This window comes from Streptomyces sp. RKAG293 (assembly GCF_023701745.1).
GTDB lineage: Bacteria > Actinomycetota > Actinomycetes > Streptomycetales > Streptomycetaceae > Actinacidiphila.
In genome coordinates, this window is record NZ_JAJOZB010000001.1 from 1,622,773 (window position 1) to 1,641,409 (window position 18,637).

Sequence of the window (18,637 nt, forward strand, 5' to 3'; positions counted from 1 at the left end):
TTCCGATCCCCAGGAGAGGCAGCCACATGACGACCACACCTTCCACCGCACCCGTCCCGACGGCACCCGCGTCCGCCATCACCCCGCACGCCGGCATGCGCCTGCGGGAACTCGTGTTCGGCGCTGCCTGCGCCGCGGCCGTCCGCGCCGCGGCCCGGCTGAGGGTCGCGGACGCCCTGGGCGACACCCCCACGACGGTCGAGGAACTGGCCCAGGAGGTCAACGCGGAGCCCAAGCCGCTGCGCCGGCTGCTCCGCGCGCTGTCGTGCTACGGGCTGTTCGCGGAGACGGAGGACGGGCGCTTCACGCACACCGAGATGTCGCGGCTGCTGCGCGAGGACTCCCCCGACAGCCTCCGGTACATCTCGCTGTGGTGCACGGAGCCGTGGACCTGGGACGCGTGGCCGCTGCTCGACGACGCGGTCCGGTCCGGCAAGGACGTCTTCCCCGAGCTGTACGGCAAGAACTTCTTCGACTACCTGCACACCGACGCGAGCGAGTCGGCCGTGGTGTTCGACCGGGCGATGTCGTCGTCCAGCCGGCAGTCCGCCGAGGACCTCGCCGAGTTCGTCGACCTCACCGGGGTGTCGAGCGTCGCGGACATCGGCGGCGGCCAGGGGCTGGCGCTCGCCTGTCTGCTGGAGAAGAACCCGGAGCTGAGCGGGACCCTGCTCGACCTCCCCAAGGTGATCGCGAACGCGGACCCGCGGCTGCGGGACGGCGGGCCGCTGGCCGGGCGGGTCCGGCTCGTCCCGGGCGACTGCCGCAACGAGATCCCCGTCCAGGCGGACCTGTACATCATCAAGAACATCCTGGAGTGGGACGACGCCAGCACCCGCGCCACGCTGGCCAACATCGTCAGGGCCGCGCGCCCCGGCGCCCGGGTGCTGGTCGTCGAGAACCTGGTCGACGACAGCCCGTCGATGCGGTTCACCACCGCCATGGACCTGCTGCTGCTCCTGAACGTCGGGGGCGCGAAGCACTCCAAGGTCAGCATGGCCGCCCTGATGGAGGAGGCCGGGCTTTCGGTCGGCGAGATCCGCCCGGTCAACCCCTACCTGCACGCGTTCGAGGCCGTCGTCCCCGTCTAAGGGGTCGTCACCGTCACGACGCACTGTGCGCCACGCTCCTCAGGGAACGTGGCGCACAGTGCGTCGTACGGTCCGGTCCGGTCAGCCGACCGGGGCGGACTCCTTGCTCGGGTCGCCGTCCCGGCCGGCCTCCTCGGCGGTCATCGCGCCGACCAGCCCGGTGGTGTGCAGCGCCGCCTGGAACAGCGGGTGGGCCAGCGTCCTGCGCAGGAAGCCGAGCGTGGTGTGCACACCGGGTCCGCTCACCCGGAACTCGCTGAGCGCGCGGTCCATCCTGGCCAGGGCCTGCTCGCGGTCCGGCGCCCACACGGCCGCCTTCGCCAGCAGCGAGTCGTAGTCGGGCCCGACCAGCCAGCCCGGGTAGGCGTGCGTGTCGACCCGTACGAACGGGCCGCCGGGCGGCACGAACTCGGAGAGCAGCCCGGGGGTGGGCGAGAACCCGTTGTCGGGGTTCTCGGCGTTGACGCGGCACTCGACGGCCACGCCGCGCAGGGTGATGTCGCTCTGCCGGAACGACAGGGGCAGTCCTGCGGCCACCGAGATCTGTTCGCGGACGATGTCGATCCCGGTGACCAGTTCGGTGACCGGGTGCTCCACCTGGAGACGGCAGTTGATCTCCATCAGATAGAACCGGTCGTCCGGTGTCACGACGAACTCGAACGTGCCGGCCCCGACGAAACCCACCGCCGTGGCCCCGTGGACGGCGGCCGCCAGCATCGCCTCGCGGAGCTCCTGCGGCAGCCCGGTGGCCGGCGCCTCCTCGATGAGCTTCTGGTGCCGGCGCTGCACCGAGCAGTCGCGCTCGCCGAGGTGGACGGTGTTGCCGTGCCGGTCGCACAGCACCTGGACCTCGATGTGGCGGGCGTCGTCGACGAACCGTTCGAGATAGAGCCGGTCGTCGCCGAAGACCGCCCGGGCGTGGGCGCGGGTCTCGTTGTAGGCGAGGCGGAGGTCGTCGGCGGAGCGGACCACGGCCATCCCGCGGCCGCCACCGCCCGCGACGGCCTTGAGGATCACCGGGTAACCGACCTGCCGGGCGAGCTCCTTGGCCTCGGCGGGCGAGGTCAGCGCGTCCATGCTGCCGGGCAGCACCGGCAGGCCGGCCTGCGCCATCAGGGAGCGGGCCGCGGCCTTGTCGCCGAGCTGCTGCATGACCTGCGGGGGCGGCCCGATGAAGACGATGTCGTGCGCTTCGCAGATCTCGGCGAAGTCGGGGTCCTCGGAGAGGAAGCCGTACCCGGGGTGGATGGCCTGCGCACCGGTCTGCAGCGCCGCCTCGATGACGGCGGGAACGCTGAGGTAGCTGCCCTTGGCGGGCGGCGCGCCGATGTGCACGGCCTCGTCCGCGAACCGCACGACCGCGGAGTCGCGGTCCGCGGTGGAGTACACCGCGACCGTACGGATGCCCATTTCGCGGCAGGTGCGGGCCACCCGCAGGGCGATCTCCCCGCGGTTGGCGATCAGGACGGTGGAGAACACGGGCGTCACCTCGACGGCCCGGAGACGGCCGCCGGCTCACGGCCCGCGCCCATGTCCGCACCCGCACCCGTACCCGCTTCCGCACCTACCGGTTCCAGGGCGATGAGTTGCTGATCGAACTCCACCGGCTGCCCGTTCGGCGCGAGCACCTCGGTCACCCGGCCGCCGACCTCCGCCGTGATGGTGCTCATCAGCTTCATGGCCTCCAGGACGCCGACCGGCTGACCCGGTGTGACCACATCGCCGACGCCCACGTACGGCGGCGCGTCCGGAGAGCTCGCGTGGTAGAACGTGCCGACCATGGGCGCCCGGACGTAGTCCAGCGCCTCGCCGTCCCCGGCGGGCGCGGCGCCGGATTCCGGGGCGGCGAGCTGAGCGCCGGCGGCCGGCGCCGGACGGCTCAGGGCCGCCGGGTCCGGCCACTCGACCTCGACGGTGATCTGGCCGTCCTGCATCCGGATGCGGGACGGCGGATGGGCGGTGGTCGCGCTCAGCCGCACGACACTGCGGCACACGGCGTCGAGCACCGCTCCGGCCGGCAGGGCGGAGTCCGGTGCGGGCGGTACGGGCGGTGCGCCCGGCGCGTGGTCGTCGGCCGGGGGGTTCGATTCGCTGCTGTTCCGCTGCTCGTGGTCCGGCTTCACAGCGCACCTCTTTCCACGCTCAGGTTGTGTGCGGTGCCGAAGCGGTGGAATCGGCTGCTGCGGTCGCGCAGCAGGCGCTCCGGCTCCCAGGGGTCCAGTTCGTTCAGCGCCGCGGTCAGCGCCGCGCCCAGCAGGGTGGCGGACCGCGGGTGGTCGGTGTGCGCACCGCCGGGCGGCTCCGGCACGACGCCGTCGACGATGCCGAGTTCGAGCAACTGCCGGGCGTCGACGCGCAGGGCCTCGGCGGCGGTCGGCGCCGCCGCGGCGTCCTTCCAGAGGATGGCGGCGCAGCCCTCCGGGCTGATCACCGAGTAGATGCCGTTGGCGCTGATGAGCACCCGGTCCGCGACAGCCAGCGCCAGCGCGCCGCCGCTGCCGCCCTCGCCGGTGACGACGGCCACGATCGGCACCGGCAGCCGGGCCATCAGCCGCAGGTTCGCCGCGATGGCGCCGGCCTGTCCGGTGCGTTCCGCGTCGGGGCCCGGGTTGGCGCCGGGGGTGTCGATCAGTGTGATGACGGGCAGTCCGAGCTTCGCGGCCATCCGCATCAGCCGGGCCGCCTTGCGGTACCCGCCCGGGTTCGGCATCCCGAACTTGCGGCGCTTGCGCTCCACGAGTCCGGTGCCGCCTTTCTGATGGCCGATCAGCATGACGGGCCGGCCGTTCAGCAGCCCCGGGCCGCCGACCACCGCCGCGCAGTCCTCCGCGATGCGGTCGCCGTGCAGCTCGTGGAAGCCGTCCAGCAGATGGGCGGCGTAGTCCAGCGTCGTGGGGCGGTCCGGGTGGCGGGCGAGTTGCACCGTGGCCCATGAGTCGCCGCCGGTCAGTTCCTCCGGCCGGCGCAGGATGGCTCCGCTGCCGGTGGCTGTGGCGGCGGGAGCCGCGCTCACCGGCGCGTCCGGTTCCGGGTCCGCGGCAGGTTCCGGGTCCGCGGCCGGTTGCAGCGCGAGGAGCTGGCCGAGCGTCGCCCGCAGTGCGGCCCGCGGCACGACGTCGTCGACCAGCCCGTGGCTCAGCAGGAACTCCGCGGTCTGGAAGCCCTCCGGGAGCGTCTCGCCGGTGGTGTGTTCGATCACCCGCGGCCCGGCGAAGCCCAGCCGCGCACCGGGCTCGGCGATGATCACGTCGGCGAGGGTCGCGAACGAGGCGGCCACGCCGCCGTAGGTCGGGTCGGTGATGAGCGAGACGACCAGGATCCCGGCCTCGTCCAGCTCGGCCAGGGCGTTGGTGGTCTTCGCCATCTGCATCAACGACAGCACGCCCTCCTGCATCCGCGCGCCGCCGGAGGCGGTGACGAGCAGCAGGGGGACGCGCATCCGCAGACTGGTGTGCGCCGCGGCCGTGATCAGCGCGCCCTCGCCGCAGCCGAGGCTGCCGCCGAGAAAGCCGAAGTCCATGGCGGCGACCACCACCGGCCGGCCCTCGATGGTGCCGCGGGCGCAGAGCACCGCCGTCCGCTGTCCGGTCGCCGCCCGCGCGTCCACCAGCCGGTCGACGTACGGGCGGGTGTCGGAGAAGCCCAGCGGGTCCGGTACGCACTCGACCGGGTCCAGCGGTACCGCGGTACCGGCGTCGAGCAGGTGCTCCAGCCGTTGCCGTGCGGTGAGCCGGGTGTGGGAACCGCAGTCGGGGCACACCTTGAGTGCCCGGGTGAAGCGTTTGGCGTAGATCAGCGTGACGCAGCTGTCGCACCGCACCCACGCCGGGGGCTCGGCGTTGTGGGGAATCTCGACCTCGACCATGGAGGTGGTGTCCTTCCGGCCTGCCGTGCAGGGCTCGAACGTCCGGGCGACGCAACGCAACGCGACGGGCCTGGGGCCGGAATCCGGCCCCAGGCCGCTCCGCCCTAATCGGCGTCGCTGCGCTCCCAGCGGTAGAACTCGCGGGCCATCGCGTCCTTCGGCTCGCGCCAGGTGGCCGGGTCGTACGCCTGGACGTGCGCGGCGAGGCGGTCGCTGACGTCCCGGAACTCCGGATGGCCCTTGAACCGGGCCACTTCGGGGCCGGGCGGCCGGTCCGCCTCGATCAGGTGCAGGTACAGGTCGCCGAACTGGAACAGGCTGCGCCCGGTCACACCGATGAGGCGCGGCAGCTCCCCGCGGTCGGAGGAGGCGAAGGCCTCGGCGATGTCGGGGGCGGCGTCGGTCCTCATACGGGCGACGATGAGCGAACGGTGCATCGGGGTGGTCCCTTCGGGTCGGAGCGGGGTCGGTCAGACGACCCGGGCGTGCTGCTCGACCTGCTCGCGGATGCGTTCCATCTGGATCAGCGAGTTGCGGTTGATGTGGTCGGTCATGCCCGCGTCGTCGACCGGCGCGGTGGGCTTCATCGCGAAGTCCTGCAGCCAGCGCATGGACGTGCCGTCCGGCACCTCCCGGTACTCCCAGCGGATGTTCATGTGCTCGAAGGGACCGGTCTCCACCCGGCGGGCCCGCACGGTGAACGTCTTCGGGTCGGCTTCCCGCTCCGAGACCCAGCTCCAGACCGTGCCGTTCTCGTCGGGGTGCATCGTCAGCCGGAAGGTGACGGTGTCGCCCTGGCGCTCGAGCACGTCGACGGACGCGTACTCGCTGAACAGCTGCGGCCAGCGTTCGAGGTCGTTGGTGAGCTCCCAGGTGAGGTCCAGGGGCGCGTTGATGACGATCTCGTTGTCGGTGTGTCCGGTCATGTCAGGCTCCGAGGGTGAGTTGGGCGTTGACGCTCTGCAGGAAGGAGTGCGGGGTCTTGCACGAGTCGGCTTCGTCGCCGATCTGCCGGCCGTAGCGGTTCTCCAGCTCGGAGACGATGCCGAGCAGGCCGAGGGAGTCGAGGTTGAACTCCTCGAAGGTCGCCTCGGGCCGGTTCTCCATCTCGCCCGGGTCGACGGACAGGCCGGCGCGGCCCCTCATCAGGGACGCGAGCTCATCGAACGTGACAGGTCCGTTCATCACTGGTTTCTCCTTGGCTCGGGGGAAAAGCTCCGGGGAACAGCGGTCGGGGGACACGGGAACGGCGGCCGGTGCGCGCCGTTCCCGTCAGCGCCGGTCGTCGGGAACGCGGCGCAGCACCAGGGCCGAGTTGCAGCCCATCAGGCCCCGGCTCAGGACGAGGGCCGTGCGCAGGTCGGCGGCGCGGGCCTCGCCGGTGACGAGGTCGAGGTCGTGGCGGACCTCGGTGATGTTGGGGGTGGGGGGCACCACGCCGTGCTCCAGGGCGAGTACCGCGGTGGCGACGTCCAGTGCCGAGGCCGCCGAGTAGGCCCGGCCGAAGCCGGTCTTCGGGGCGGTGACGGGGACGTTCGCGGCGTGCGGGCCGAGGGCGTCGGCGATCGCCAGCGCCTCGGCCTGGTCGGCCGCGGGCACCCCGAGGGCGTCGGCGAAGACCACGTCGATGTCCTCGGCGGAGCAGCCCGCCTCGTCCAGTGCGCCCTGGATCGCCCGCGCCAGCCCCGGCCGGGAGTGCTCCCAGCCCGCGGTGCCGGTGAACGTGGCGGCGTGTCCCGCGACCACGGCCCGGACCGGGGCGCCGCGGCGGCGCGCCGCGGCCTCCTCCTCGACCACGAACATCGCGCCGCCTTCCGCGGGCGAGAATCCGCAGGCGTCGTCGGTGAACGGCAGATAGGCCCGGTGCGGGTCCCCGGCGAGACTGAGCTCGGGGTAGCCGAGCTGGCAGACGACCGAGTAGGGGGCCAGCGGCGCCTCGGTGGCGCCGACGACGACGGCGTCGGTACCCCGCCGGATCGTGCGGCAGGCGTGCCCGAACGCGTCGAGGCCACCGGCCTCGTCGTTGGCGAGCACTCCGCAGGGTCCCTGGAAGCCGCCCCGGATGGAGATCTGGCCGGTGCTCGCGGCGTAGAACCAGGCGATGGACTGGTACGGCCCGACGAAGTTCGGGCCCTGGCCCCACAACTGCTGCAGTTCGCCCTGGCCGAACTCGCCGCCGCCGGAGCCGGCCGCGGTCACCACGCCGATGGCGAACGGCGACCGCGGATCGTGCTCCAGCTGGGCGTCGCTGAGGGCGAGATCGGCCGCTGCCATCGCGAAGTGCGTGAAGCGGTCGGTCTGGACCAGGTAGCGGCCTTCGACCAGGAGGGCCGGGTCGAACCCGGCGACCTCTCCGGCGACCCGCAGCGGCAGCTCGGTGCAGCCCTCGCGGGTGACCGGGCCGAGCACGGACACGCCCTGCTGGACGGCCTTCCAGAAGGCGTCGGTCCCGACGCCGTTCGGCGCGATGACGCCGAGGCCGGTCACCACGGTCTGCCGGCCGGCGGTGCTCCGATCCGGTGACGTTCTTTTCATGACGGGCTCCTCTCCGCGTGCCCGAGCACCACGGCGGACTGGAAGCCGCCGAAGCCGCTGCCGACCGACAGCACGGACCGCAGCGGTGCGGTGCGCGCGGTCCGCGGCACGTAGTCGAGATCGCAGTCGGGGTCGGGGGTGTCGTAGTTCGCGGTCGGCGGCACCACCCCGTGGGTCAGCGCCAGGGCGCAGGCGGCGAGTTCGATCGCCCCGATCGCGCCGAGCGAGTGCCCGACCATCGACTTGATCGAGCTCATCGGTACGGTGTGCGCGTGCGCGCCCAGGGAGCGCTTCACGGCCGCCGTCTCGTGCCGGTCGTTCTGCACGGTGCCCGAGCCGTGCGCGTTGACGTAGTCGATCTCGGTCCGGTCGATACGGGCCTGGTCCAGCGCCTGGTCGATGGCGTGGGACATCTCCAGGCCCTCGGTGGTGAGACCGGTCATGTGGTAGGCGTTGCCGAACGTGGCGAAGCCGCGCAGCTCGCAGTAGATCCGGGCGCCGCGCTTCCGCGCGTGCTCCCATTCCTCCAGGAGCAGTACGGCCGCGCCCTCGCCCAGCACGAATCCGTCGCGTTCCGCGTCGAAGGGACGGGAGGCGTGGGCGGGGTCGTCGTTGCGGGTGGAGGTCGCCTTGATCGCGTCGAAGCAGGCCACCGTGATCGGGGAGATCGGTGAGTCCGCGGCCCCGGCGACGATCACGTCGGCCTTGCCGTCCTGGATGGCGTGGAAGGCATGGCCGACCGCGTCCAGCCCTGACGTGCAGCCCGTCGAGACCGTCTGGACCGGGCCCTTCGCGCCGAGGTCCTCGGCCACTTCCGAGGCGAGTGCGCTCGGCGAGAAGGCCCGGTGCAGATGCGGTCCCGCACGGTCGGGCCGTACGTCCCAGCGACCGCCCGAGTCGCTGACCTTCACGTAGTCGTGTTCGAGGCGGGTGGTACCGCCGACGGCCGATCCGAGGGAGGCCCCGACCCGCCAGGGGTCCTGGGCCTCCATGTCGAGCCCCGAGTCCCGGGCCGCTTCGCGGGCGGCGACCAGCGCGAACTGGACGTACCGGTCGGCGCGCTTCTCGAGGTCCGGGCCGAGACCGCAGGCGGCGGCATCGAAGTCGACCTCCGCGGCGATCCTGGAGCGGAAGCCCTCGGGGTCGAACAGCGTGATGCCCCGGGTCGCGGTGCGCCCGGCGGTGAGCAGGTCCCAGAAGGCAGGCACCCCCACACCGCCGGGGGCGACCACGCCCAGTCCGGTGACCGCCACCCGCCGGGTCACGTCCTCGCCCCCGCGGGGTCGGGGGGAGCCATCGTTCCGGCCTGGACGTGCTCGGTCTCCTCGGTGTCCACATGGCCCATTTCCGGCCGGGGCGCGAGCGGCCCCAGGTGGAAGACCATCCGGGCCTCTTCGGTGCCCACGTTGCGGAACCGGTGCCGGACGTCGAGCGGAACCAGCAGCCCCTGGTCGGGGCGCAGCGAGTGGCTGACGCCGTCCAGGTCCACTTCGAGCGAGCCCGAGACGACGTAGACGAACTCCTCGGAGTACGGGTGGTAGTGCTCCGCGATCTGCTCACCGGGCTGGATGATCGCCAGCCCCATGAAGCCGCTCGTGGCGCCCACGGACGTCGGGGTGAGGACGGCGCGGATGTCGCCGCCACGCCGGGTGTTGGGGCTGGTGTCGTCGAGGTGGACGATACGTGCCTGCTGAGGTGTCATGGCCGCTCCTTGGTCGGTGCCGTCCGGTTGCGGAGCCGGACGTGCTGGGGGTTTCAGGCGGCCTGCGCCCGGCGGTCGGTGATGAGGTCCATCGCCGGCACTCCGTACGAGAGTTCACCGGCGGCGGACGGGTCGTGGTGCTTGCCGAGGTCGAGCAGCCGGTTCAGCTCCTCGGGCACGACGTCCGCGAGCTCGCCGGCCGGCGAGCGCCGCTGCTGCTCCGCCAGGTCGACGACGCGGACGAGGACGTCGTCGCGGTGGAAGACCGTGCTGCCCACGAGCCGCTGCCCGGGGTCCGCGGCGGCGGCCGCGTCCAGCTCGGCGAGCAGGCGGGCCGCCTCCTCGCCACGGCCGGGCTTGACCGGGTAGAAGTACGCCCGGCGGGTGACGCCGTCGTCCGGAGCGGCTTCCGCGCCGGTGACGTGCTCGACCGCGGGGAGCGCCGCGCGGGCGAAGAAGGCGCGGGCGGACGACCCGTCGGTGAGGTCCCGGGCCTCCTCCAGATACGGGTTGATCGCTTCTTCGACGGCCCTGACCTCGGGCTGGGCGGCGACGTGCCGCAGCGCGTTGCCCAGGTCGCCCGTCACCTCGACGGCCCGCACGACGCGGTTGCCGTGCATGAAGAGCGAGGTGCGGCGCAGCTGCGTGGTGTCGTCGACGCGTGCCTGCGGCGAGCGGTAGCCGGCCAGGATCTTGGCCACGGCCGGCTCGCTGCCGGGCTTCACGGTGAAGGTGATCGCGTGGCGGACGACGCCGCCCGAGCACAACGGCGGTGCCGGCAGCGGGTCGGTGCCGGCGGCGCGCGGGGCGGCGGTCTTCCCCTTGGCCGGGCCGGGCCGGGCCGCACGCCGCTCCGGGCGGGCGGGGGCGTCCAGCGGGTCGGGGGTCTCCCGGGCGATCACGAAGCGCAGGGACGTGGTGTCCCGGACGCAGCCGTGCAGCGGTTCGACCATCTTGCGGTGGGCCGCGCTCTCCACCCAGGCCAGGAAGGGCTCGCTGCCCTCCCATTCGCTGGTGATGAGCCATTGGGACGAATTTCCGAGCGACTGGCAGAGCTGGTCGCTGACGTGGCCCGGTACTCCGGCCACCTGGTGCCTGATCTCCTCGTACGCCTCCAGGAAGCGTTCCTGTCGGCCGTCGAGGACATCCAGCAGGAGTACGACGCGCAGTCGCGTGGTCTCCAGGGTGGGATCCGCTATGCGCCGGTCGTCCAGAGTCGTCACCGTGATCGTTCCTCTCTGTCGGGGGACGGGCGTACCGCCCGCCACGGAATGCGGCTTCGATGACGGGTCGGGAAAACTCCGACACCCCTGCCGACTGCCGCAGGCCTTGCCCTCTGCATATGCACCAGGCGTGCTCGGCTACGGCCGATGCTCACATAACGGCATGAATCGCGCACGGTACGTGAGGCGGGCGAGTGACTTCCCGGTCAACAGGCTCCCGACAGGGAAAGGAGGAACGCAGCCGAACGGCCGTCACCAACCCGTGGCGGACCGGCTCCGCACAACCCTCTCTGGAGACCTCATGACGTCGAAGATCGACGATCGCGTGCCCGTCCTGATCGTTGGTGGCTCCCTGGTGGGGCTGTCCGCCTCGCTGTTCCTGGGCCGGCTCGGCATCGAGCACGTGCTCGTGGAACGGCACGCCCAGACCTCGCACCACCCCCGCGGCCGGGGCAACAACGTCCGCACGATGGAACTGTTCCGGGCGGCGGGGGTGGAACCGCTGATCCGCGAGGCCGCCTCCGTGCTGGCGGAGAACCACGGCATCCTGCAGGCCGACACACTGACCGGCTCGGAGCAGGAGTGGCTGTTCAAGCAGATCGACCCCGGCGGGGCGCTCGCCAAGTTCAGCCCGTCGGGCTGGTGCCTGTGCAGCCAGAACGACCTGGAGCCGGTGCTGCTGCGCAGCGCCCGCGACCTCGGCGGCGACATCCGCTTCGGCACCGAGCTGATCTCCGCCGAGCAGGACGCCGAAGGAGTGACGGCGGTGGTCCGATCCCGTGAGACGGGTGAGGACCGGACGATCCGGGCGGACTACCTCGTCGCCGCGGACGGGCCGCGCAGCCCGGTGCGCGAGCGGCTCGGCATCGGGATGACCGGGGCCGGCGACCTGTTCCACAACGTGAGCATCACGTTCAAGGCCAAGCGGCTTGCCGACGCGGTCGGCGACCGGCGCTTCATCGTCTGCTACCTGACGAACCCCGAGAGCCCCGGCGCGCTGCTGCCCGTCGACAACGACGAGAACTGGGTGTTCCACGCGCCTTGGCGCCCGGACGACGGCGAGACGCTGGAGGACTTCACCGACCAGCGGTGCGAGGCGCTGATCCGCACCGCGGTCGGCGTGCCCGACCTCGAGGTGGAGGTCACCGGGAAGGCGCCGTGGCATGCCGCCGAGCGGGTGGCCGAGCGCTACGGCACCGGCCGGATCTTCCTGGCCGGCGACTCGGCGCACGAGATGTCCCCGACCGGGGCGTTCGGCTCCAACACCGGCATCCAGGACGCGCACAACCTCGCCTGGAAGCTCGCCGCGGTGCTGCGCGGCTGGGCGGGCCCCGGGCTGCTGGAGACGTACGACGCCGAGCGGCGGCCGGTGGCGCTGGCCACCGGAGCGCGCGCCTCGACCCGTTCCGCCGAACACCGCCACCCGGGTTACGACGTCAGCCCCGGCGCCGGCCGGAAGCCCGGGATGCTCGCGGTGGTGCTGGGCTACCGCTACCTCGACGGCGCGGTCGTGGGCGCCCCGCAGGACCAGCCGGCCGTCCCTGAGGAGTTCCGTCCGCTGGCCCAGCCGGGCGGCCGGGCCCCGCACATGTGGCTGAACCAGGAGGGCCGCCGGCTCTCCACCCTCGACCTGTACGAGCGGACCCCGGTACTGCTCAGCGGTCCCGACGGCGGCGCCTGGCACCAGGCCGGCCTGAGCATCGCCGGGCGCACCGGCATCCCGCTGGCCTGCTACCAGGTGGGCCCGGACGAGAACCACGACCTCGTTCCCGAAGAGGGCGCCGACTGGGCGCAGTTGCACGGGGCGGAGAACGACGGAGCGGTCCTGGTCCGCCCCGACGGGTTCATCGCGTGGCGGTCGCGGACCGCGGACGCGAACGCGGAGCGGACCCTGCAGGACGTGCTGGAGAAGGTACTGGGCGGCGTTCCCGGCAACGGATGACGGCTGTCACCGGAGCAGGCCGCGCGGACGCCGCGCGGCCCGCTCCGCCGTGTCACGCCCTGTGGCGCCGCATTTCCGCGCGGTCCGGGGTGCATTCCGGCCTGCGGTCCGGGGTGCGGTCCGGGGTGCGGTCCGGGGTGCGGTCCGGGGTGCGGTCCGGGGTGCTGATGCCCCGTCGGGGTGAGACACCGTCAGCCCGGTCGGGCACCGCTCCCCCACGGCCGGCACCACCCGAAGAGAGCACTCCGTCACCCGTTGTGCTCTCTCCGGTGGCACAACCTCGGCATATGACTGACGGTGATGACGTCGCTACTGCGCTTCCTATGGCTGATGCCCTGTCAGCCAGCGCACGTCGCGGCGGAAGGAACCTTCCCATGCGCACTGCTCGCACCCTGCTGGCCGGAGCAACCCTCTCCGCTGTCCTCGCCATCGCCGCTCCCTCCGCCCACGCCGCCACGGGTGCCCACAACGCATACGACCCGAGCGGCTCCTCCAGCTCCAGCGACAGCTGGTCCCCCTCCGAGGAGGGCACCAAGTCCGAGCAGGGCACCAAGTCCGAGGACGGCTGGAAGGGCCAGGAGGCCAAGAAGGGCGCCAAGTCCGAGGAAGGGTGGAAGGGCGAGGAGGCCAAGAAGCCGCACGGTGGCATGCACACCGGCGGTGGCGGCATGGCCCTGTCGGGCGGCGGCCTGGCCGCCGGTTCCGTTCTGCTGCTCGGTGGCCTCGGCGCCGGCGCCTTCGTCCTGCGCCGCCGCAACGCCTCCGCCGGCGCCGGCCTCGCGGCCTGATCCGACGCACGCTCCGCACCACGCTGTTCCGTCGTTGCCACCGTCGTCCCACGATGACGGTGGCAGCGCCGGTTCCGGGCCCGGCCCGGTGCCCCGCACGCGGGCAGCAGAACCACGAGCCACAGAACAGAGCTGACGAAAGGCATCACCGAATGGCCCAGCAGCCCACACAGCACAGCGCCCGCGCGGCGGAGAACGCACCGGGCGGCGACGTCTCCTCGCGAGTCCTGGGCTGGGCCACCGGCGCGGCCCTGCTCGGCGCGTTCCTCATCTACAACTCCGTCGACGCTTCCGAGGCAGCGCCGTCCCCGGCCGCCGCCGTGGCGCAGGCCACGGCACACGCGGCGGCCCCGCCGCCCGTCAGCGCCGCCCCCGGACTGCCCGCCTCGCGCCCCACCCTGCTGACGATTCCCGCCATCGGCGTGAGCGCCCCCTTCACCCCGCTGCACATCGGCACGTCGGGCAAGCTGGATCCCCCGCCGTCGGACAACAACAACCTCGCGGGCTGGTACGCGGAAGGCCCCACGCCCGGCGAACGCGGCAATTCCATCGTCGCCGGCCATGTCGACACCAAGACCGGCCCCGCGGTGTTCTTCCTGCTCAGCATGGTCAAGCCGGGCAGCACCGCCGAGATCACCCGCGCCGACGGCGTCATCGCGACGTTCAAGGTCGACTCCGTCGAGACCTTCTCCAAGAACAACTTCCCCGACCAGCGCGTCTACGCCGACACCCCCAACGCCCAGCTGCGCATCATCACCTGCGGCGGCGCGTACGACCACTCGAAGAAGGACTACAAGGACAACGTCGTCGTCTTCGCCCACCTGGAATCCTCCCGCCGGGGCTGACCGCCCGCGCGGCACACACCCGGGGCAGGGCCGGGGGCGGTCACGGTATCGTCCCCCTGCGGGTCCATGAACCGGACACCGGCCCCGCGGTGTTGCCGCTGGTCCTTCACACCCGGTGGTTCCGTCGCGTCGAAACCACCGGAAGAGGGACGAGGTTCCAGAGATGACCGTCTACGAATCGGTCACGGACGCGATCGGCGGGACGCCGCTGTTCCGGCTGGCGCGGCTGGGCGAGGGCATCGTGACTCCGGTCTACGCGAAGGCGGAGTTCCTCAGCATCGGCGGCAGCGTCAAGGACCGCGCCGCGCTGTCGATGGTGCGGGAGGCCGAGCGTACGGGTGAGCTCCGGCCGGGCGGCACGATCGTCGAGGCGACATCGGGCAACACCGGCATCGGGCTGGCCATCGTCGGACGGCAGCGCGGCTACCGGGTCGTGATCGGGGTGTCCGAGCGGGCCGCCCAGGAGAAGAGCGACATCCTGCGCGCTTACGGCGCCGAGGTCGTGCTCGCCCCGACCGCGCTCTCCAAGGACCACCCGGACCACCTCTTCCATGTGGTGCGCCGGCTCGCGGAGGAGATCCCCGGCGCCTGGCTGGCGAACCAGTACGACAACCCGGCCAACCCGGACGCCCATGTGGTGACCACCGGGCCGGAGATCTGGGAACAGACCGGCGGGCGGGTCACGCACTTCGTGGCGGGCGTCGGCACCGGCGGCACCATCAGCGGCACCGGCGCCTTCCTGAAGAAGGCCTCCGGCGGAGGGGTCACCGTCGTCGGCGCGGATCCGGAGGCGTCGGTGTACGGCGGCGGCGACGGCAGCGCCTACTTCGTGGAGAGCATCGGCCACTTCGTCCATCCGGAGACCTCGGAGGACGTGTGGCCCGAGTCGTACCACCGGAGCGTGGTCGACACGTTCGAACGGGTGCCGGACCGGGAGTCGTTGCTGACGGCGCGGCGGATGGCCCGCGAAGAAGGGCTGCTGGTGGGCCCGTCCTCGGGGACTGCGGTGGCCGCGGCGCTGCGGGTGGCACGGCGGCTGGGCCCCGACGACCTGGTCGTCGTCCTGCTGCCCGACTCGGGCCGCTCCTATCTGTCCTCGGCGCTCAGCGACGACTGGCTGCGGCAGCGCGGCTTCCTGGAGGAGCCGCGGCACGGCGACGACACCGAACCGACGGTGCGCACGGTCCTGGGCGACGCCCCGGGCCCCGGCGGGAGGCCGGTCACCGTTGCCTCCACCGACTCGCTGGGCGAGGCGCTGGCCGTGCTGCGCGCCGCGCGGGCCGACGTCGCACCCGTCGTGCTCGCCCGTGCCGACCGGCCGTTCGGCATCAGCGCCGGCGAGATCATCGGCTCCGCGGAAGCGGCCGGGCTGCAGGCCGTACTCGACTCGGGGGCGGGTCCGGAGGAGCCGCTGCGCGACCACCTCGCCCCGGCGCTGCCCCTCGTCGGTCTCGGCCAGCCGCTCTCCACTGCGCTCGCCTGCCTCGACACTCCCGCCCGCCGCCACGACGCCGCCGTCGTCCTGCTCGACGGGCGGGCGGTCGGCCTGGTCGGCCGGAAGGCGCTGGAAGGCTGAGCGGTCGCCGGGCCGCGGCGTGGCGGACCGGCGGAATCGGGCCGTCGCGGCGGATGTGCCAGGCCGTTACCACCACTGGCATGGCGTTTGCGATGCGTGCCGGAACGGGTGCGCGGAGTGTGGCTACAGTGAAGGGACACGACCGGCCAAGCCCGACATTCCACTCACTTTGCGAGGCGCACCTTCATGAGTCTGAGCATCCGCAACCAGATTCCCGGCACCGTCACCGACGTCACCGCCGGTGAGGTCATGGCGACCGTCAAGGTCCGTCTGGACGGCGGCCAGAACATCACCGCGGCCATCACGCTGGAAGCCGTCAAGGAGCTGGGGATCGCCGAGGGCACCGCCGTCCGCACCCTGGTGAAGTCGACGGAGGTCTCGCTGGCCACCGGCCCGGTCGAAGGCCTGAGCATCCGCAACCAGCTCGCCGGCACCGTCTCCGAGGTCGCCACCGGCGGCGCCATGGCCAGCGTCAAGGTCACCGTCCCGGGCGGCGAACTGACCGCGGCCATCACCAAGGACGCCGTCACCGACCTCGGCCTGACCGCCGGCACCTCCGTGGTCGCGCTCATCAAGTCGACCGAGATCTCCCTCGCCACCGTCTGATCCGGGCGACAGCCCGCCGCGCGGATTCCGCGCCGGCGGGCTTTTTGCCGTTCTGCCCGGCGAGAGTGCGGGTCCGACGACTCACTCCGGCCGCAGCGTCTCCGCGGTCTCCGCCGACCAGGTCACCAGGGGTGGCCGCACCCGTCCGCACAGCGGCCGGCCCCCGGCGGTCGTCAGCCGCAGCCGGGCGGTCAGCCGGCCGCCGCGCACCGCCTCGTCGAACGTCTCCCGCGGGATGTCGGCGAACATCAGCTTCGCCCGCCGCAGCATGTCGGTCACACCCGCCGCGTCCACCGTGACCCAGGACAGGAAGACGAACTGCCCGCCCAGCCGGTTCTGGAGGTAAGGGCCTTCGAGTTCCGTACCGGTGGCGGTCGGAACGGCGACGGCCTCCAGGGTCCAGCTCGCCGACGCGGCGTCACCCGGGTGGAGGCCCGTCCACTCGCCCGGCCGGTCCCTGCGCTGCACGCCGACGTGCACGTTGTCGGCGGCGGGAAAGTCCGGGCCGAGGGCGAAAGCACGGCCGGGCAGGTCTGAGGCCTCGATACGGATCTCCACCCGGTCATCATCCCCCGCCGGCCCGGCCATGGGCGCATTCCGCGTGTCCCGCCGCCGTGACGCTCCGTCAGGTGTCGCATGGACTCGGGACGGTCGGAGGAGATCCGCACTCCCGCGGCGGCCGGCCGTGCCATGGCCCGGTGCTCGCTGCTCGTTGGTCACGTGTTCACCGATTGCCCCCTTCGCCTCCGTCCCGCTCCCCGCAAGGGTGTTGATGGGTCCACGACCAGGGCTCGCACCGACAGGTCGGGAAGGGATGTTCATGGCCGAGTTGACGCGACGCAGACTCCTCGGATCGGCGGCGGGGGCGATGGGAGGCGCGGCGGCGCTCTCCCTGCTGCCGCCCAGCGTGCAGAAGGCCGTCGCGGCGGGACCGCCGCGGCACGGTTCGCTGAACGACATCGAGCATGTCGTCATGCTGATGCAGGAGAACCGCTCCTTCGATCACTACTTCGGCACCCTCTCCGGCGTCCGCGGCTTCAACGATCCGCACGCGCTGAAGCTGGACAACGGGCGTTCGGTCTTCTATCAGCCCGACACGGTCAATCCGGACGGCTATCTGCTGCCGTTCCATCTGGACACCCACAAGTCCAGCGCCCAGGCCATCCCGTCCACCAGCCACGCCTGGGCCGTGCAGCACGCGGCCTGGAACGGCGGCAAGATGGACCAGTGGCTCCCCGCGCACCGCAAGGCCGACGGTGTGAACGGCCCGTACGTGATGGGCTACTACACGCGGAAGGACATCCCCTTCCAGTTCGCCCTCGCGGAGACCTTCACCATCTGCGACAACTACTTCTGCTCGGTCTTCGGCCCGACCTGGCCGAACCGCCTGTACTGGATGACCGGCACCATCGACCCCGGCGGCACGCAGGGCGGCCCGGTGCTCACCAACAAGGCGCCCACGCCGTACCGGTGGCCGACCTACGCGGAGCGCCTGCAGGCCGCCGGCATCAGCTGGAAGGTGTACCAGCAGGACGACGACTACGGCTGCAACATGCTGGAGCAGTTCCAGACGTTCCGGGACTCCAAGCCGGGTGAGGACCTCTACGAGCGCGGCATGCGCCCGCAGCCCGAGGGCACCTTCGAGGACGACGCGCGCAACGACCGGCTGCCGGCGGTCTCCTGGATCATGCCGACGAGCTTCCAGTCCGAGCACCCGGACTACCTGCCGGCGGCCGGCGCCGACTTCGTGGCGCAGAAGATCGAGGCCATCGCGTCCAACCCGAAGGTCTGGGCGAAGACCGCGTTCATCCTCAACTACGACGAGAACGACGGCCTGTTCGACCATGTGCCCCCGCCCACCCCGAAGGCGGGCACGGTCGACGAGTTCGTCCAGGGGCTGCCGATCGGCGGTGGCTTCCGGGTCCCGGCGATCATCGTGTCGCCCTGGACCGTGGGCGGCTGGGTGGCGAGCGAGGCCTTCGACCACACCTCGGCGCTGCAGTTCCTGGAGCGGTTCACCGGCGTCGAGGCACCGAACGTCACGCAGTGGCGGCGGCGCACCTTCGGCGACCTGACCTCGGCGTTCCGCTTCTCCCACGCCACCCCGCGGCCGCCGCGGCTGCCGCACGACACGGCGAAGCAGCTGGAGGAGGCCAAGAAGGAGGTGGCCACCCTCCCCAAGCCGGTTCTCCCCGGCGCGGACCAGACGTTCCCGAAGCAGGAGAAGGGCCGGCGGCCGCACACCTAGGCCGTGTCTGACAAATGGCGGCGTCCGCCCGGAGGGCGGGGCCCGGGGCGTCTGGTGCGTGCGATCGCAAGGCGGAGGGTCGTCCTCGTACCGGGGTACGTGGATGAGCCCGACAGCTGGGGGCACCTCCCAGCGGTAGCTGGGGGAGAGCGTGCGTGCCAGGCGCCCCGGGCTGGGGGCACCCCCAGCGGTAGCTGGGGGAGGGATTTGTCAGAC

General features: G+C 72.3%; 18 protein-coding genes. 7 read left to right on the forward strand and 11 right to left on the reverse strand.

The window, feature by feature from the left end; translation table 11 throughout:
* The first annotated feature begins 26 nt into the window (after positions 1 to 26).
* Entirely contained in the window at positions 27 to 1,091 is a 1,065-nt protein-coding gene (locus LNW72_RS07065; protein WP_374117166.1) for a methyltransferase, read from the forward strand.
* An 81-nt stretch (positions 1,092 to 1,172) separates the two neighbouring features.
* Here LNW72_RS07065 and LNW72_RS07070 read toward each other — a convergent pair whose 3' ends face one another.
* From LNW72_RS07070 to LNW72_RS07115, 10 genes are all read right to left on the reverse strand, one after another.
* Positions 1,173 to 2,570, reverse strand: coding sequence for an acetyl-CoA carboxylase biotin carboxylase subunit (locus tag LNW72_RS07070; RefSeq protein WP_250974606.1), 1,398 nt, complete (start codon positions 2,568 to 2,570; stop codon positions 1,173 to 1,175).
* A gap of 5 nt (positions 2,571 to 2,575) precedes the next feature.
* Entirely contained in the window at positions 2,576 to 3,214 is a 639-nt protein-coding gene (locus tag LNW72_RS41590; RefSeq protein WP_250974607.1) for a biotin/lipoyl-containing protein, read from the reverse strand.
* Positions 3,211 to 4,956, reverse strand: a complete 1,746-nt coding sequence (gene accA, locus LNW72_RS07080; RefSeq protein WP_250974608.1) for an acetyl-CoA carboxylase carboxyl transferase subunit alpha — start codon at positions 4,954 to 4,956, stop codon at positions 3,211 to 3,213. The genes LNW72_RS41590 and accA overlap by 4 nt, the downstream gene beginning before the upstream one ends.
* Positions 4,957 to 5,060: 104 nt before the next feature.
* Positions 5,061 to 5,393: a TcmI family type II polyketide cyclase gene (locus tag LNW72_RS07085; RefSeq protein WP_250974609.1), complete on the reverse strand. Its 333-nt coding sequence runs from the start codon at positions 5,391 to 5,393 to the stop codon at positions 5,061 to 5,063.
* A gap of 33 nt (positions 5,394 to 5,426) precedes the next feature.
* Positions 5,427 to 5,882, reverse strand: a complete 456-nt coding sequence (locus tag LNW72_RS07090; protein WP_250974610.1) for an SRPBCC family protein — start codon at positions 5,880 to 5,882, stop codon at positions 5,427 to 5,429.
* Position 5,883: 1 nt separating this feature from the next.
* Positions 5,884 to 6,141: an acyl carrier protein gene (locus tag LNW72_RS07095; protein WP_250974611.1), complete on the reverse strand. Its 258-nt coding sequence runs from the start codon at positions 6,139 to 6,141 to the stop codon at positions 5,884 to 5,886.
* 87 nt (positions 6,142 to 6,228) lie between these two features.
* Positions 6,229 to 7,491 (reverse strand): beta-ketoacyl synthase N-terminal-like domain-containing protein, encoded by a 1,263-nt coding sequence (locus LNW72_RS07100; RefSeq protein WP_250974612.1) that lies wholly within the window; start codon positions 7,489 to 7,491, stop codon positions 6,229 to 6,231.
* Positions 7,488 to 8,756, reverse strand: a complete 1,269-nt coding sequence (locus LNW72_RS07105) for a beta-ketoacyl-[acyl-carrier-protein] synthase family protein (protein ID WP_250974613.1) — start codon at positions 8,754 to 8,756, stop codon at positions 7,488 to 7,490. Before LNW72_RS07105 ends, LNW72_RS07100 begins: the two co-directional genes overlap by 4 nt.
* A complete protein-coding gene (locus LNW72_RS07110; RefSeq protein ID WP_250974614.1) occupies positions 8,753 to 9,193 on the reverse strand; it encodes a cupin domain-containing protein in 441 nt (146 codons plus the stop codon). The genes LNW72_RS07105 and LNW72_RS07110 overlap by 4 nt, the downstream gene beginning before the upstream one ends.
* A 53-nt stretch (positions 9,194 to 9,246) precedes the next feature.
* Positions 9,247 to 10,416, reverse strand: a complete 1,170-nt coding sequence (locus tag LNW72_RS07115) for a SchA/CurD-like domain-containing protein (RefSeq protein WP_250974615.1) — start codon at positions 10,414 to 10,416, stop codon at positions 9,247 to 9,249.
* A 301-nt stretch (positions 10,417 to 10,717) separates the two neighbouring features.
* Between LNW72_RS07115 and LNW72_RS07120 the strand changes: the two genes are divergently transcribed.
* From LNW72_RS07120 to LNW72_RS07140, 5 genes are all read left to right on the forward strand, one after another.
* Positions 10,718 to 12,358 carry an FAD-dependent monooxygenase gene (locus tag LNW72_RS07120; protein ID WP_250974616.1) on the forward strand — a complete coding sequence of 547 codons (1,641 nt, stop codon included), beginning with the start codon at positions 10,718 to 10,720 and terminating at the stop codon, positions 12,356 to 12,358.
* A 374-nt stretch (positions 12,359 to 12,732) separates the two neighbouring features.
* The gene (locus tag LNW72_RS07125; protein WP_250974617.1) at positions 12,733 to 13,146 is read left to right on the forward strand and encodes a hypothetical protein; all 414 of its coding nucleotides are present in this window, start codon (positions 12,733 to 12,735) and stop codon (positions 13,144 to 13,146) included.
* Between the two features lie 152 nt (positions 13,147 to 13,298).
* On the forward strand, positions 13,299 to 13,991 hold the full coding sequence (locus LNW72_RS07130; protein ID WP_250974618.1) for a class F sortase: 693 nt from the start codon (positions 13,299 to 13,301) through the stop codon (positions 13,989 to 13,991).
* A gap of 163 nt (positions 13,992 to 14,154) precedes the next feature.
* On the forward strand, positions 14,155 to 15,567 hold the full coding sequence (locus tag LNW72_RS07135; protein ID WP_250974619.1) for a pyridoxal-phosphate dependent enzyme: 1,413 nt from the start codon (positions 14,155 to 14,157) through the stop codon (positions 15,565 to 15,567).
* Positions 15,568 to 15,753: 186 nt separating this feature from the next.
* Positions 15,754 to 16,173: a TOBE domain-containing protein gene (locus tag LNW72_RS07140; RefSeq protein ID WP_250974620.1), complete on the forward strand. Its 420-nt coding sequence runs from the start codon at positions 15,754 to 15,756 to the stop codon at positions 16,171 to 16,173.
* A gap of 81 nt (positions 16,174 to 16,254) precedes the next feature.
* On the opposite strand, the gene LNW72_RS07145 is transcribed toward LNW72_RS07140, so the two are convergent.
* Positions 16,255 to 16,731 (reverse strand): DUF5990 family protein, encoded by a 477-nt coding sequence (locus LNW72_RS07145; protein ID WP_250974621.1) that lies wholly within the window; start codon positions 16,729 to 16,731, stop codon positions 16,255 to 16,257.
* 262 nt (positions 16,732 to 16,993) lie between these two features.
* Here LNW72_RS07145 and LNW72_RS07150 point away from each other — a divergent pair, with 262 nt between their 5' ends.
* The gene (locus LNW72_RS07150) at positions 16,994 to 18,421 is read left to right on the forward strand and encodes an alkaline phosphatase family protein (protein ID WP_250974622.1); all 1,428 of its coding nucleotides are present in this window, start codon (positions 16,994 to 16,996) and stop codon (positions 18,419 to 18,421) included.
* The last annotated feature ends 216 nt before the right edge of the window (positions 18,422 to 18,637 follow it).